Annotated in this window: 16 protein-coding genes; 15 read left to right on the plus strand and 1 reads right to left on the minus strand. The window is 31.6% G+C overall.

The features are described from left to right. Positions 1 to 59 precede the first annotated feature (59 nt). The 14 genes from cyoE to tsaB all read left to right on the plus strand — a co-directional run bounded on the left by cyoE (position 60) and on the right by tsaB (position 11,897). Positions 60 to 953: a heme o synthase gene (cyoE, locus tag ACEQT4_RS03650; RefSeq protein WP_370226065.1), complete on the plus strand. Its 894-nt coding sequence runs from the start codon at positions 60 to 62 to the stop codon at positions 951 to 953. A 3-nt stretch (positions 954 to 956) separates the two neighbouring features. Beyond that, positions 957 to 1,541, plus strand: coding sequence for a cytochrome c oxidase subunit 3 (locus ACEQT4_RS03655; protein ID WP_027879437.1), 585 nt, complete (start codon positions 957 to 959; stop codon positions 1,539 to 1,541). A 109-nt stretch (positions 1,542 to 1,650) separates the two neighbouring features. Further along, complete coding sequence (locus ACEQT4_RS03660; protein ID WP_370226054.1) at positions 1,651 to 2,655, plus strand: cytochrome c oxidase subunit 3; 1,005 nt, start codon at positions 1,651 to 1,653, stop codon at positions 2,653 to 2,655. A gap of 21 nt (positions 2,656 to 2,676) precedes the next feature. Next, positions 2,677 to 3,057, plus strand: coding sequence for a cytochrome C oxidase subunit IV family protein (locus ACEQT4_RS03665; protein ID WP_027879435.1), 381 nt, complete (start codon positions 2,677 to 2,679; stop codon positions 3,055 to 3,057). Positions 3,058 to 3,147: 90 nt separating this feature from the next. After that, the gene (locus tag ACEQT4_RS03670; protein ID WP_370226056.1) at positions 3,148 to 3,867 is read left to right on the plus strand and encodes a hypothetical protein; all 720 of its coding nucleotides are present in this window, start codon (positions 3,148 to 3,150) and stop codon (positions 3,865 to 3,867) included. Continuing rightward, positions 3,860 to 4,606: an SCO family protein gene (locus ACEQT4_RS03675; RefSeq protein WP_370226057.1), complete on the plus strand. Its 747-nt coding sequence runs from the start codon at positions 3,860 to 3,862 to the stop codon at positions 4,604 to 4,606. Before ACEQT4_RS03670 ends, ACEQT4_RS03675 begins: the two co-directional genes overlap by 8 nt. Before the next feature lie 55 nt (positions 4,607 to 4,661). Next, entirely contained in the window at positions 4,662 to 5,207 is a 546-nt protein-coding gene (locus ACEQT4_RS03680) for a DUF420 domain-containing protein (protein WP_370226058.1), read from the plus strand. A 36-nt stretch (positions 5,208 to 5,243) separates the two neighbouring features. Continuing rightward, entirely contained in the window at positions 5,244 to 5,471 is a 228-nt protein-coding gene (locus tag ACEQT4_RS03685; protein WP_027879431.1) for a hypothetical protein, read from the plus strand. A 110-nt stretch (positions 5,472 to 5,581) separates the two neighbouring features. Next, positions 5,582 to 6,283 carry an ABC transporter ATP-binding protein gene (locus ACEQT4_RS03690; protein WP_027879430.1) on the plus strand — a complete coding sequence of 234 codons (702 nt, stop codon included), beginning with the start codon at positions 5,582 to 5,584 and terminating at the stop codon, positions 6,281 to 6,283. Beyond that, positions 6,276 to 7,505 carry an ABC transporter permease gene (locus ACEQT4_RS03695; RefSeq protein WP_027879429.1) on the plus strand — a complete coding sequence of 410 codons (1,230 nt, stop codon included), beginning with the start codon at positions 6,276 to 6,278 and terminating at the stop codon, positions 7,503 to 7,505. The genes ACEQT4_RS03690 and ACEQT4_RS03695 overlap by 8 nt, the downstream gene beginning before the upstream one ends. A gap of 1 nt (position 7,506) precedes the next feature. Then, on the plus strand, positions 7,507 to 8,748 hold the full coding sequence (locus ACEQT4_RS03700; RefSeq protein WP_027879428.1) for an ABC transporter permease: 1,242 nt from the start codon (positions 7,507 to 7,509) through the stop codon (positions 8,746 to 8,748). Positions 8,749 to 8,778: 30 nt separating this feature from the next. Further along, the gene (locus ACEQT4_RS03705; protein WP_304141863.1) at positions 8,779 to 9,900 is read left to right on the plus strand and encodes an efflux RND transporter periplasmic adaptor subunit; all 1,122 of its coding nucleotides are present in this window, start codon (positions 8,779 to 8,781) and stop codon (positions 9,898 to 9,900) included. Continuing rightward, positions 9,884 to 11,221 (plus strand): TolC family protein, encoded by a 1,338-nt coding sequence (locus tag ACEQT4_RS03710; protein WP_370226060.1) that lies wholly within the window; start codon positions 9,884 to 9,886, stop codon positions 11,219 to 11,221. Before ACEQT4_RS03705 ends, ACEQT4_RS03710 begins: the two co-directional genes overlap by 17 nt. Before the next feature lie 4 nt (positions 11,222 to 11,225). After that, entirely contained in the window at positions 11,226 to 11,897 is a 672-nt protein-coding gene (gene tsaB / locus ACEQT4_RS03715; protein WP_370226061.1) for a tRNA (adenosine(37)-N6)-threonylcarbamoyltransferase complex dimerization subunit type 1 TsaB, read from the plus strand. On the opposite strand, the gene ACEQT4_RS03720 is transcribed toward tsaB, so the two are convergent. After that, on the minus strand, positions 11,898 to 12,707 hold the full coding sequence (locus ACEQT4_RS03720; protein ID WP_370226062.1) for a mechanosensitive ion channel family protein: 810 nt from the start codon (positions 12,705 to 12,707) through the stop codon (positions 11,898 to 11,900). 199 nt (positions 12,708 to 12,906) lie between these two features. Here ACEQT4_RS03720 and ACEQT4_RS03725 point away from each other — a divergent pair. Further along, positions 12,907 to 15,050 (plus strand): choice-of-anchor L domain-containing protein (locus tag ACEQT4_RS03725; protein WP_370226064.1); only part of this gene is annotated, 2,144 nt, incomplete at its 3' end.

Genomic DNA, 15,050 nt, shown 5'->3' on the forward strand with positions numbered 1-15,050 from the left:
TTTTTTATGCTAAATAATCAATTAGCAGTATCTTTGCGCAAGCAAAAAAGTAAGCTAAAATTTTGAGTACAACAACTACGGTCGTAAAACATACAGCAATTTCAGATTTTAAAGAAATTACAAAAATGCGTTTGTCTCTAAGCGTAGTATTTTCATCTATTGCAGGTTATTTACTTGGTGCAGATACAATAAGTGTAAAAGTCTTAATTTTATTAGCTCTTGGCGGTTATTTTATGGTTGGAGCAAGTAATGCTTTTAATCAAATTATAGAAAAAGATTTAGATGCTTTAATGCATCGCACAAAAAATAGACCAGTTGCTTCAGGAAGAATGACTGTAAACACAGCATTTATAATTGCTTGTGTTTTTACTATTTTAGGTATAGTTATTCTTTATACTATTAATCAGCAAACAGCAATGTTTGGTGCTATTTCAATATTTCTTTACACAAGTGTTTACACACCTTTAAAAACAAAAACACCTTTATCGGTATTTGTAGGAGCTATTCCAGGAGCTATCCCATTTATGTTAGGTTGGGTAGCAGCAACAGATCATTTTGGTATAGAACCAGGAACTTTGTTTGCACTTCAATTTTTTTGGCAATTCCCTCATTTTTGGGCAATAGGCTGGTTTTTATTTGAAGACTATAAACGTGGTGGTTTTTTTATGTTACCTACAGGAAAACAAGATAAAGGAACAGCAATTCAAGTCATATTATACACTATTTGGACTATTTTAGTTTCAATAATTCCAGTTTTTGGTTTTACAGGAAAATTAGAATTATCGATAGTAGCAGGAATTATCGTTTTTGCATTAGGTTTAGTAATGTTATACTACGCTATACTTCTTTATAAGAAAATGACCGAAAAAGCGGCAAAACAATTAATGTTATCTAGTGTACTTTATATAACAATTATTCAAGTTATTTACGTCGTAGACAAATTTTTAAGATAAACAATGGATTTAACCGAAGGAACAATTCAAGAAAAACACAGAAGATCAAGAAAAATGATGCTATACTTTGGTATAGGAGCATTAATTATGTCTTTTGCAGGTTGGACTAGTGCATTTATAGTAAGTAGTTCTAGACCAGATTGGTTATCAGATTTTGTAATGCCTCAGCCTTTTTGGACTAGCATTATAATTATGATAATTAGTAGTGTAACTTTTATAATAGCTAGAAAAGCTTTAGAAAAAAATAATAAATCATTAACAACTGTAATGCTAGTAGTTACATTTGTTTTAGGGCTATTATTTGTTTTAAATCAAATTAAAGGATTTAATCAAATTATAGACATGGGATATAATTTTACAGGACCAACAAGTAATGTAACGGTAAGCTATATCTATCTTATAGCAGTGGTACATATTATTCATGTTCTTGCAGGATTAATACCAATTTTAGTAGTAATAGTAAATCATTTAAGAGGAAAATATACCTCAGAAAATTATACAGGTTTTGAATTAGCCGAAATATTTTGGCATTTTGTAGACCTATTATGGCTTTATTTATTCTTCTTCTTATATTTTTTCTTAAGCTAAAAATTGGCGTAAAACCTTATTTAGACGCGTTAAAATTTAGCTGAAGCAATTTTTTTAAGTCAATAAATTGATTATTTTTGTCACACTTTTTAACAACTAATTTAACACTATGAGCACGACAGTTGCAACTACCAATACAGAAGGTAAAACTTGGAGTGGTGGAAATGAGCCACTTAAAGCAAGTTATGGTAAAATGATGATGTGGTTTTTTATCGTAACAGATGCCCTTACTTTTTCTGCGTTTCTAGCAGCTTACGGATTTTCAAGATTCAAATTTATAGACTCTTGGCCAATAGCAGATGAGGTTTTTACTCACGTACCTTTCTTACACGGTCAAGAATTACCTATGATTTATGTGGCGTTTATGACGTTTATATTAATCATGTCTTCTGTAACAATGGTATTAGCGGTAGATGCTGGTCACCATATGAAAAAGAATAAAGTAACTTGGTATCTTTTCTTAACAATTATTGGAGGTATCATCTTCGTTGGTTCTCAAGCTTGGGAATGGGCAACATTTATAAAAGGAGATTATGGTGCTGTTCAAACAAAAGGAGGAAACATTTTACAGTTTGGAGAATATAAAACAAACGAAAACGGAGAGCAAGAATTTAAAAGAGTAGCAGTTAAAGATTTTGTTATAGTATCTCCTACAGATAGAACTAATCACGAGCGTAAAAACGGACTTTGGTTTGTAGATGAAGGTACATTACCTCCTTATCAAATCAAAGATGTCGTTGCTGGTTTAGAAGCTAATCCTAATATTTTAGTAAGAACTCAAATTTTAAATGAAGAAAGACAAAAAACAGTACTTTCTCGTGAAGAGTCATTAGCAGCTATCAAAAATAACGGTAAGCGCGTTGTAGAAGGTGCAAACTTAGAAGTTAATGAATATGGATCGCCATTATTCGCAGATTTCTTCTTCTTTATTACAGGTTTTCACGGTTTTCACGTACTATCAGGAGTAGTAATTAATATTATCATTTGGTTTAATGTTATTTTAGGTACTTACGAAAGACGTAAAAGCTACGAAATGGTTGAAAAAGTTGGTCTTTACTGGCACTTTGTAGATTTAGTTTGGGTATTCGTATTTACATTCTTCTACTTAGTATAATTTAATAGAAAAAGATTTATCATGGCAGATACACATAAATTAGAAATATTTAGAGGACTTATCAAGTTTAAGTCTAACACTCAAAAAATTTGGGGCGTATTAATCTTACTATCTATTGTTACAGCTGTAGAAGTTGTATTAGGTATTTACAAACCAGAAGCTTTAGAATCTCATATATTAGGGATGAAAGGTTTAAACTGGATCTTTATCATTTTAACAATAGTAAAAGCATATTACATTACTTGGGACTTTATGCACATGCGTGACGAAACACCAGGGTTAAGACGTGCAGTTGTTTGGACAGGTGTATTCTTAATCTGCTACCTAGTATTTATTTTATTACAAGAAGGTGGATACGTTTATGATGTTTATGATAATGGTTTTATTAAAAGAGATTTCTAATATAGAAACTTAACATAAATTATAGTAAAAAAGGTGGCTTTATAAAGCCACCTTTTTTTATTTTTGCATAACTAAATACATTTCATAAAAATGACGAAGAAAAATATAAAAAAAGGAGCTATACTAAGTATTCTATTCTTTCTACCAGTTATTTTTCTTTTGTTTCTGTATCCATCTACAAATAATTATAATCCATTAGATGTAGTGCATGAAGATGTTTTAGATTTTTCTAATCTTTCTTCAGCAAAAACAGACATAATTCTTAAAGATCACATAACAGTTTTAGGTTTTTTAGGAGAAGATCCAGAATCAAAAATTGTAGAAACTTCAAATTTAAAAGAACTTATTTATGATAAGTTTCAAGGGTTTAAAAAGTTTCAAATTGTGATGATTGTAGCAGAAGGCACAGAAGAAAAAACAGAACGCTTATCTAAAGAGCTATCTAAATTTGAACCTTTAGAATATTGGCATTTCGTTTCATTAAACAATTCAGACATAAAAAAACTGTTTAATAGTTTAAGAACAAGTCAAATTTTAGACTATAATCAGGCTATTAGTAATGTTTTTATAGTAGATAAAGAACTAAACCAAAGAGGACGATTTGATGATAGGTCAAAACGAGAAATTAAAAGAGAAGAGAAGCCATATATTTTAACCTCATATAATGCAACAATGGTTTCTGAGTTAAAAAATAAATTAGCAGCAGAAGACTTGCGAGTACTTTTTACAGAGTACAGACAAAAACGTAAAGGAGAATTTAACTCAACAGTTAGAAGAGCAGAAGATTTAAAAGGAGAGCAAAATGAGTAAAAAAGCAAACTATTCATACGTAGGAATATCGTTTATTATTTTACTGTTTGGAATTATTTTTATTCCAAAAATTGTAGACAGAATAACTAACAAAGATGTAAATCGTACCTATGAAAGTAGATCAGGAAGTATATTAAAAAATCCTTCTGAAGTAGATAAAAAAGATCAAGCTTTAGAGTATTTGGTTATTAATGGTAAACGTAAAAAAGTGCCAGAATTTAGGTTTACTGATCAAAACGGAAACACGATTACTAATAAAGATTACTTAGGTAAAGTTTATGTGGTAGAGTTTTTCTTTACAACATGCCCAACTATTTGCCCAAGAATGAATAGAAATTTAGTCGAAGTTCAAAATACTTTTAAAAACGAAGATAACTTTGGTGTAGCGTCGTTTAGTATTATGCCAGAGACAGATACGCCAGAAAAATTAAAAGAATATGCCGAAAACTACGGAATAACAAATCCTAATTGGCATTTAATGACAGGAGATAAACAAGATATTTATAACTTGTCAAATATTGGATTTAATATCTTTGTAGATGTAGAAAATTTTGAACATTCAGGAGATTTTGCTTTAGTAGATAAAAACGGATTTTTACGATCTAGAAAAGATGACTTTGGTAACCCAAAAATCTTTTACAAAGGTGTAATTAGCGAGCAAGAAAAAGTTGATGAAGATGGCAATCCGCAAGAAATCTCAATGCTAAAAGAAGATATAGCCAAATTATTAAAAGAATAAACAAACGTCACTTCCAGTGATTTTGAGGTACGAAAAATTGTATCGAGAAGAAAACATGAGCACAGAAAACCTACAAGAAGAAAAAAAGTACAACAAATGGATTGTTGCACTTTCGGTAATTATCCCATTAGCTGTAGCAGCATTATTTGGTATAAAACTTAAAGATTTTGGTATAGATGTAGAACCATTAACCTTTTTGCCTCCAATTTATGCAGCTATTAATGCAGTAACAGCTATTGTTTTAGTATATGCTGTAATTTCTATTAAAAAAGGACAACGCAAACAACACGAAAATTTAATGAAGTTTGCAATTACACTTTCTGTATTGTTTTTAGTCATGTATGTTGCATATCATATGACTAGCGACTCGACCAAATTTGGTGGTGAAGGTGCTATAAAATACATCTATTACTTCATTTTAATTACTCATATTGTATTGTCTGTTGCGGTAATACCATTTGTGTTAATTACATATGTTAGAGCCATTACAAACAATTTTGAAAGGCATAAAAAAATAGCAAAAATCACTTTTCCGTTGTGGCTATATGTAGCAGTTACAGGAGTTATAGTTTATATAATGATTTCACCCTATTATGTTTAATTTGTCTGTTCGAGCGCAGTCGAGAACTAATTAATAATGAAAACAAAATTTCTTTTTATAATTATATCATGCTTTTTCTTCCTAAAAAGCAATGCGCAATGCGCAATGTGTCGTGCTGTTTTAGAAAACGAAGAAGGGCAATCTGCAGCAAAAGGAATTAATGACGGTATTATTTATTTAATGTCTATACCTTATATTTTAGTATTTGGTTTAGGCTTTTTTGTGTATTGGAAATATTTTAGGAAGAAAAAAGTAGAGGCTTAAAATCTCTAAATTAACTTTTAACAAAATATTTTAAAAAAAATTGTAACAAATCTTGTCCTTTGTAGTCTAATTGATAATGAGTAACTTAAATCAATCAAAAACCATCAATTATGCTCACCATAAAAAAACTACACAAGTCTTACCCAATTGGGGATTCTAGTCTACATGTTTTAAAAGGAATTGATTTACAAGTCGAAGAAGGCGAAATGGTAGCCATTATGGGTTCTTCTGGTTCAGGAAAATCAACACTACTTAATATTATAGGTATGTTAGACGAAGCTGATGAAGGAGAATATATTTTAGATGGTGTGCCAATTAAAAATCTTACAGAGAAAAAAGCAGCCATTTATCGTAATAAATTTTTAGGATTTATATTTCAGTCTTTTAACCTAATTAGTTACAAAAACGCTTTAGAAAATGTGGCGCTACCGCTATACTATCAAGGTCAAAAAAGAAAAGACCGTTTAGAAAAAGCATTATTTCACCTTGAAAAAGTAGGTTTAAAAGAATGGGCACATCACTTACCTAACGAGCTGTCTGGAGGGCAAAAACAACGTGTAGCAATTGCGCGTGCTTTAGCAGCTAACCCAAAACTATTATTAGCAGATGAGCCAACAGGAGCTTTAGACACCAAAACATCTCATGAGATAATGGATTTTATTCAGTCTTTAAACGATGAAGGAAAGACTATTCTTATGGTAACACACGAAGAAGATATTGCTAGTATGTGTAAGCGTATTGTACGTCTTAAAGATGGTGTGATTATGGAAGATACATTTGTAGAACAAGTAAGAGCTTCTCAATATGTTTGATATAGATCTTTGGCGCGAGATATTTCAAAGTATCAACAAAAACCGAACTAGAAGTTTGTTGTCTGGTTTTACGGTAGCGTTTGCTATTTTATTATTTGTCATACTTTTTGGGATTGCTAACGGACTTAAAAATACGTTTGCAGAAGCATTTGTAGATGATGCAGCCAATTCTATTTTTATCAATGCAGGTATGACTACTAAAGCCTATAAAGGATTGCAGTCAGGTAGACGTATTCAACTAAAAAATGAAGATCAAAACTTTATTGAAGACGAGTATGGTAATAAAGTTCAATACATCACTTCTAGAATTTATAAAAATGTCAACGCCTCTTTTCGTAACGAAAAAAACAGTTACAATTTAAGAGCAGTAAATCCTGATCATCAGTTTTTAGAAAAAACAATGATAAGAGATGGACGCTACATAAACCAATTAGATATAGATAATAAATCTAAAGTCGTTGTTATTGGTCGTTTGGTAGAAGAAGATTTATTTTTAAAGACAACTGCTTTAGGTAAATATATAAACCTAAGTGGTATACCTTATAAAGTTGTAGGAATTTTTACAGACGATGGTGGCGATAATGAAGAACGAATGATATATATGCCTGTATCTACCGCGCAACAAATTTATGGTAATAACGATTATATAGACCAGATTAACCTTGGCTACAATCCAGAATTAGATTACGATCAAGCTATAAATTTTGGAAGACAATTAGAAAACAAATTAAAAGAACGTTTTACAGTGTCTCCAAAAGATCAGCGTGCCATTAGAGTACGTAATATGGCAGAAGGGACAAAGCAAGTTGGTATGATGACTTTTGGACTAACTGTTATAATTATAGTTATTGGTTTTGGTACATTAATAGCAGGTGTTGTTGGTATTAGTAATATCATGATATTTATAGTTAAAGAACGTACTAAAGAAATAGGTATACGTAAAGCACTTGGGGCATCACCACGATCAATAGTTTCAATAATTTTAATAGAATCTATCCTAATTACAGCAATTGCTGGTTATGTAGGATTGTTAATTGGTGTTGGTGTTTTAGAATTTGTTGGACCAATTTTAGAACCTTACTTTATTAAAGATCCAGGTGTAAGTACCAGTTTGGTTGTAAGTGCAACCATTACGTTAATTATTGCAGGATCTATAGCTGGATATTTACCAGCAAAAAAGGCATCAAAAATAAAACCAATAGTAGCACTTAGAAACGATTAATATGAAGTTTTTATTCGAAAGAGATACTTGGCAAGAAGTGTACGAAAGTTTAAGCAAAAATAAACTTCGTACCATATTAACCATGGTTGGTGTTTGGTGGGGAATTTTACTCCTTATCGGGTTACTTGGTGCTGCACGCGGATTAGAAAATTCGTTTAACAGATTATTTGGTGACTTTGCTACAAACAGTGTATTTGTTTGGGGACAAAGTACAAGCAAACCATTTAAAGGTTTTCAAGAAGGAAGACAAGTACAATTACAATTATCTGACGCTAAAAAAGTAGAAGAAAATGTAGAAGGGATTGAGTTTGTTGTACCTCGTAATCAAAATCAAGCTCAAGTTGTTAGAAATTTTTTATCAGGAACATTTAGTTTAAATGGAGATTATCCTTTATTAGATAAAGTACAGAAGAAAAAATTAATTCATGGTAGATTTATAAATCAAAATGACATTGACAACAACAGAAAAGTCGTTGTAATTTCAGAAGAAGTCTATAAACAATTATTTGAAAAAGATGCTGAAATGATTGGCGAATACGTTCAAATAAACGACATGAATTTTAAAGTGATTGGTATGTTCCAAAACGGAAATGTAAATATGGGACCAACCAGTGATATGCATATACCATTTACAACATTTCAGCAAATCTATAATTTAGGAGATAGAATTGGTTGGATGATGATTACCGGTAAGCCAGAATATGATATCGCTCAAATAGAACAAGACGCAAAATTATTACTGCGTAACCTTAATAGAATTCACCCAGAAGATAATCGTGCGTTTGGTAGTTTTAACTTAGGTAAAGAGTTTAAAAAAGTAACAGGCTTTTTAGTTGGTATGCAGTTTTTAACTTGGTTTGTAGGTATAGCAACATTAATTGCAGGTGTTTTTGCAATTGGAAATATTTTACTAATTACAGTTAAAGAACGTACTAAAGAAATAGGTGTAAGACGCGCATTAGGGGCAACACCTTTTGAGATAAAACGACAAATTTTAGTAGAAGCCGTTTTCTTAACCATATTTGCAGGAATTTTAGGAATAATTTCTGGAGGATGGATATTAATAGCTTTAGATGCTGCTTTTGGACAAGGTGATGAAGCAGTTATTGTAAACGCTTCAGTCTCTATAGCAGTCGTATTTATAGCATTAATTATACTTGTTGTTTTAGGAACATTAATAGGACTAATACCAGCATTTAAAGCCACAAGTATAAAACCAATAGAAGCATTAAGAGAAGAATAAACTAAACAATCAAAATAAATAATCAATACAATGAGTAAAACAGCAAAAATCCTAATTAGCGTCATAGTAATAGTATTACTGCTAGCTGTAGTTTTAAAGTATTTTAATAACGCTAATTCTAAAGCTATTGAAGAGTTTAAGGTGGAAGAGCCATTTTATACCTCAATTAACACTAAAGTTGTCGCAACTGGAAAATTAAATCCAGAGGAAGAAATTGAGCTTAAACCTCAAATCTCAGGAATCGTAGATAAAGTTTTAGTAGAAGAAGGAGATATCGTAGAAAAAGGAGATTTAATTGCAAAAATTAGAGTCGTTCCTAACGAGCAAAATTTAGCAAGTGCAAGCAGTCGTATTTCATCAGCTAAATTATCTATGAATAATGCCGAAACACTGTACAACAGAAACAAAACTCTTTTTGAAAAAGGAGTGGTTTCTAAACAAGATTTTGAAAATAGCGAGCTGTCTTACAACCAAGCTAAAGAAACTTATAACCAAGCTTTAAACGATTATCAAATCATAAAACGCGGATCGTTATCTGGCGGAAGTAGCGCAAACACAAACATTACTGCACAAATTGCAGGAACAATTCTAGAAATCCCAATTCGTGAAGGAGATCAAGTCATTCAAAGTAACAACTTTAATGCAGGTACAACTATTGCTACTATTGCAGATATGAGTAAAATGATTTTTGAAGGAAAAGTGGACGAAGCTGAAGTTGGTAAAATAGAAGAAGGTAAAAAAATAAAAGTAGTTTTAGGAGCTTTAAACGAAAAAGACTTTCCTGCTACTTTAACCTTTGTGGCGCCTAAAGGAATAGAAGAAAATGGGGCAGTACAATTTACTATTAAAGCAGATGTAGATGTAGAACAATCTACAAGAATTAGAGCAGGTTATAGTGCTAATGCAGAAATAGAAATGGAAAGCAAAGACAGTATTCTTTCAATTAAAGAATCATTACTTCAGTTTGATAGAATTACAGAAAAACCTTTTGTAGAAAAGCAAAAAGAAGACGGCACTTTTGAAAAAGTAGATGTAGAAACTGGTATATCAGACGGTATCAATATCGAAATTACTGAAGGTGTAAGCGAAGGAGATAAAATAAAAGTGTGGAATAAAGCATCAAAAGATAATAATGATGGAGGTAACAACTAAGATAAAACAACTAACCTTAGCAGGACTGCTGTTAGTAGGATTATCTGCTTCAGCACAACAAAAAAAATGGAGTTTACAAGAGTGTGTAGATTACGCTCTTGAAAATAACATAACCATTTTACAAGGAGAAAATTCAATATTAAATAACGAGCAGAATATAGATGCTGCAAAAGGACAGTTTTTACCAAGCGTAAGTGGTTTTGTTGGGCATACATTGTCATTGGGTAACAGAGAGTTATTTCCTGGTCAATTTGTAGACCGTACAGATAACTCAACTAACGCATCGATTAGTTTAAATCAAACTGTTTTTAATGGATTTAGATTAACTAATCTTTACAAACAATCTCAATTAAATTTAGAAACATCAAAGTTAGAACTTAACAGAATTAAAGATGATATTTCTTTAAATGTGGTTAATGCTTATCTTAATGTATTATTTAATATAGAAAATCTAGAAATAGCTAAAGCGCAATACAGTTTTAGTAAAAAACAATTAGATCAAGTAAGAGATTTAGTAGATGCAGGTGTGCAACCACAAGCCAATGTTTATGATGCAGAAGCAACATTAAGTAGCGACTTACAAAGTGTTACAGTTGCAGAAAATAATTACGAGCTAGCATTACTTTCTTTATCTCAATTATTACAATTACCTTATGAAGGTTTTGAAGTAGAAGTTATAGAGTTAGATAACCCTTCATCAGAATTAATGTATAATAACGCTAGTCCTATAGTTTCTTATGCTCTTGATAATAGATACGAAATTAAAGTAGCTCAAAAAAACATTGAAAACTCTGCTTTAAATACAGAAATATCTAAGAGTGGATATTTACCAACAGTTTCATTTAACTACGCATTTGGATCTAATGTCTTTTTTACAAATCTTATAGACACAGAAGATTCTTTTTTCAATCAGTTAAATAACCAAAAAGGACATAGATTTTCTTTAAATGTAAGCGTTCCAATATTTTCGCAGTTTCAGAATAAAACCAATGTTGCTAAAGCAAAAATTCAAGAAGAAAATGCTCAGCTTAATCTTAAACAAGCTAAGTTAGATGTAGAAGCAAATGTACAACGCGCTTTTACAGACGCTAAAGCTGCTTTAAGAGCTTATGAAGCTGCAAAGTCTAGTTTGCAATCTCAAGAAATAGCATTTCAAAACTCACAAGATAGATATGATATTGGAGCAATGAATGCTTTTGATTTAGAACAATCAAGATTAAGATTGGTCAATGCAGAATCATCTTTAATTAATGCTAAATACGATTTTATTTTTAAAACAAAAGTGTTAGATTTCTACCTTGGTAAACCAATAACTCAGTAATACTTTGGCATACATTTTAAATATAGAAACTGCAACAACAAACTGTTCTGTTTCTGTTGCAAAAGACGGTAAAACTATAGCTTTAAAAGAAGACTATGACAACGGTTATAGTCATGCAGAAAAGCTTCATGTTTATATAGATGAAGTTTTAAAAGAAGCACAAATCGAAAAGCAACAATTAGATGCAGTTGCGGTTAGTAAAGGACCAGGTTCTTATACAGGTTTGCGTATTGGTGTATCAGCAGCAAAAGGATTATGTTTTGCTTTAGATGTACCTTTAATTGCGGTATCTACTTTAGAGGCTTTAGCACATCAAGTTGAAGCTGAAAGCGGCTTAATTGTACCAATGTTAGATGCAAGACGCTTAGAAGTGTATTCAGCAATTTTTAATTCAGATTATCAAGAAGTAAGAGCTATTGAAGCTCAAGTTTTAGATGAAAATTCTTTTTCAGAATATTTAAAAGAGAATAAAGTTTACTTTATAGGAAACGGTGTAAAAAAGACAATGGATTTAATTAAAAGTGAAAAGGCAGTTTTTATAGAAGAAAAACTACCTTCTGCAAATGAAATGAGTGCATTGTCTTTTGAAGCCTATAAAAAAAGCAACATACAAGATGTTGCTTATTTTGAGCCTTTTTATTTAAAAGATTTTATTGCTTTAAAATCAAAAAAGTAATTAATTTTCTTTGTGTATTTCTACTTGATGTGGATATGGTATTTCTATACCAGCAGCATCTAGTGCTTCTTTAGTGTTTTCCATAGTTTCAAAATATACATCCCAGTAATGTTCAGTCTTACACCAAGGTCTTACAGCAAAATTTACAGAGCTATCTGCTAATTCTAAAACATTAACTGTAGGAGCTGGTTGTTGTAGTACTTTTGGATTGTCGGTAACAACTTTCATTAAAATTTCTTTAGTTTTTTTAATGTCAGAATCATATCCAACTCCAAAAACTAAATCTACACGTCTTGTTCCTTCTGTAGTGTAATTAACAATGTTTCCATTAGATAATGCACCGTTTGGGATGATAATTTCTTTGTTAGATAATCCAGTAAGTTTAGTTGTAAATATTTCAATTTCTTTTACAACACCTATTTCACCTTGTGCTTCAATTAAATCACCAATTTTAATTGGTTTAAAAATCATTAATAAAACACCGCCAGCAAAGTTACCTAAAGATCCTTGTAAAGCCATACCTACAGCTAAACCAGCAGCTGCTAAAATTGCAGCAAAAGAAGTAGTTTCTACACCTAATTTAGATAGAATAGCTAGGATTAACAAGATTTTTAAAACCCAACCTAAAAAATTTACAAGAAACTTTTTTAAGCTTTCGTCATACTCTCTTTTTTCCATAAATTTTTTAGTAGAGCTTAGAAGTTTTTTAATAATCCATGACCCTACAACCCAGATAATAATTGCTGCGATTATTCTTAATCCATAATCAGTAGCGTACTTAATACCTGTATCAATCCATTCTTCTTTCATAAATAAAATTTTAATTGTTTAACTTTAAATTCAAAGTTAGGAATTTATTGCTCTAACTTGTTTTATATTTGATAAAACTATTCAAATAGTTAAAAAGCGATTTTTATCGATGAAATAGTTAAATTATCAGATTTATTAGGCAAAATTTATGCGATGTCGTAAATTCAAGCACATTTTTAACAAATTCTTTACAGTAAGCATGAAGAAATTTTTACTATCGTTATTCTCTTTTTTCTTGGTAATCTTAGGATGGGCACAAGACATTAATATGCAAAACGGAACATTTAACCAATGTTCGGGTGTTTTTTATGATTCTGGAGGACCTTCATCTAACTATGCAGATGATGAAGATTTTGTTATAACTATATGTCCAGATGGACCAGAACAATTTATTCAATTAGACTTTACTTTATTTAGTACTCAGGTTAGTTTAGACGTCATGACTATTTATGATGGAGACGATATTACAGCACCTGTAATAGGTAGTTATTCTGGTGGAGGAGCTGCAAATAACCCAGGTACTATTTCTGCCTCTCCAACTAGTACTACAGGTTGTATTACTATTCAGTTTACTTCAGATAGTGGAGCTAACACTTTAGGATGGGCAGCAAATATTTCATGCTTACAATCTTGTCAAACTATAACGCCTAGTATAGATTCAACAGATCCTGTTGCAGATGGAACTGGTGTTATTCAAATTCCCTTAGGAGGTACAGTGTTGTTTGATGGAAGTGCAACGTTTGAAGATGATGGTACTGGTGCTACTTATAACTGGAATTTTGGAGATGCAGGTGTAGCTTCAGGACAATCAGTTAGTCATACATATAATAACCTTGGGACTTTTACAGCTACGCTTACAGTAACAGATACAAATCCAACAGGATGTTCTGCTTCAACATCCGTTACAGTAGAAGTACTTAGTCCATACATTGATGTAGATCAAACAACTTATACCGTAGACCAATTAGTTACAGATGTGTTAATAGATAGTCCTTGTGCTGCAGTATCAAACATTAACTGGAGTACGGGATCAAATTTTGGTCAAGAAAACGGAATAGGTTATTTTTCTGCTATACCTGGTGCGTTTCCATTTGAGTCTGGTATTGTTTTAAATTCAGGAGATGCAATGGAAGCAGAAGGACCAGAAACCGGTACGCAAAGTAGTGGTGGATGGCCAGGAGATGCCGATTTGGAAAATGCAATTCCTGCTTTAAATGCAAATGATTCAAATGATGCTAGTTTTATCCAATTTGATTTCGTACCTATTGCTAATTCAATAAGCTTTGACTTTTTATTTGCGTCAGAAGAATATGGAGGTTTCCAATGTAGTTTTACTGATGCATTCGCTTTCTTACTAACAGATTTGACTACTGGAGTAACTACTAATCTTGCATTAGTACCAGGTACAACAGATGTTGTATCTGTATTTACAGTTCGTGATAATACTTATAATGGTGGATGCCCATCTGTAAACCCAGGATATTTTGATTCTTATTATGGCCCAGGTGGAGAACCTCTAAATAATGACCCTATTGACTTTAGAGGCTACACTAGATCAATGACGGCTTTTTCAAACGTAACACCTAACAATAATTATCGTATTAAATTAGTTATTGCAGACGCGTTTGATAGTGCATATAATGCTGCTGTATTTTTAGGAGCAGGTTCTTTTGACCTAGGAGGAGATTTAGGTGATGATGTAACAATTGATGCAGGTACTGCAATTTGTGATGGAAATCCTATAACATTGGATACAGGACTAACGACAGCTACGCATACTTGGTATTTTGAAGGAAATCCTATAGCAGGAGAAACAGGACCAAGTATAGATGTTTATCAAGAAGGAAATTATAGTGTAGATATTGTGTATTCAGCTTCTTGTCAAACTTCAGATTCTATTTATATTGAATTTTTACCTAGCCCTACTGTTGAAAATACAATAGACTTAATACAATGTGATGTGTTTTCTTCAGATGAAACATTTGATTTAACGGTTAATGATGCTGAAGCTATTGGTACTCAAGATGCTTCTTTGGTTAATGTTAGTTATCATAATTCTTTAACAGATGCTCAAAATGATACTAATCCAATTACGACGCCCGATAATTATATAACTTCAGGTCCTTACCCAGAAACTATATTTGTAAGAATAGAAGATAGTGCTTCTGAAAGTTGTGTAGGTACTGATAGTTTTACTTTAGATATTTATTCCTTATCAATCAATCCAGCGTCAGATATGGTAGTTTGTGATGATCCGAGTAATGATGGTGTAGAGCCATTTGATTTAGAGAGTCAGACGCTATTAATATTAGGGACACAGCCAGCTTCAGATTATGTAGTGAC

Source organism: Mesoflavibacter sp. (assembly GCF_964226795.1).
Taxonomy (GTDB): Bacteria; Bacteroidota; Bacteroidia; order Flavobacteriales; family Flavobacteriaceae; genus Mesoflavibacter; species Mesoflavibacter zeaxanthinifaciens.

Excerpts from the sequence above, each read along its gene's own strand:
- ACEQT4_RS03700 (WP_027879428.1), top strand. The coding sequence starts at position 7,507 with ATGAAGTTTTTATTCGAAAGAGATACTTGGCAAGAAGTGTACGAAAGT.
- ACEQT4_RS03670 (WP_370226056.1), top strand. The coding sequence starts at position 3,148 with ATGACGAAGAAAAATATAAAAAAAGGAGCTATACTAAGTATTCTATTC.
- ACEQT4_RS03675 (WP_370226057.1), top strand. The coding sequence starts at position 3,860 with ATGAGTAAAAAAGCAAACTATTCATACGTAGGAATATCGTTTATTATT.
- ACEQT4_RS03690 (WP_027879430.1), top strand. The coding sequence starts at position 5,582 with ATGCTCACCATAAAAAAACTACACAAGTCTTACCCAATTGGGGATTCT.
- ACEQT4_RS03655 (WP_027879437.1), top strand. The coding sequence starts at position 957 with ATGGATTTAACCGAAGGAACAATTCAAGAAAAACACAGAAGATCAAGA.
- ACEQT4_RS03660 (WP_370226054.1), top strand. The coding sequence starts at position 1,651 with ATGAGCACGACAGTTGCAACTACCAATACAGAAGGTAAAACTTGGAGT.
- ACEQT4_RS03705 (WP_304141863.1), top strand. The coding sequence starts at position 8,779 with ATGAGTAAAACAGCAAAAATCCTAATTAGCGTCATAGTAATAGTATTA.
- ACEQT4_RS03680 (WP_370226058.1), top strand. The coding sequence starts at position 4,662 with ATGAGCACAGAAAACCTACAAGAAGAAAAAAAGTACAACAAATGGATT.
- ACEQT4_RS03685 (WP_027879431.1), top strand. The coding sequence starts at position 5,244 with ATGAAAACAAAATTTCTTTTTATAATTATATCATGCTTTTTCTTCCTA.
- ACEQT4_RS03695 (WP_027879429.1), top strand. The coding sequence starts at position 6,276 with ATGTTTGATATAGATCTTTGGCGCGAGATATTTCAAAGTATCAACAAA.
- ACEQT4_RS03720 (WP_370226062.1), bottom strand. The coding sequence starts at position 12,707 with ATGAAAGAAGAATGGATTGATACAGGTATTAAGTACGCTACTGATTAT.
- ACEQT4_RS03710 (WP_370226060.1), top strand. The coding sequence starts at position 9,884 with ATGGAGGTAACAACTAAGATAAAACAACTAACCTTAGCAGGACTGCTG.
- ACEQT4_RS03665 (WP_027879435.1), top strand. The coding sequence starts at position 2,677 with ATGGCAGATACACATAAATTAGAAATATTTAGAGGACTTATCAAGTTT.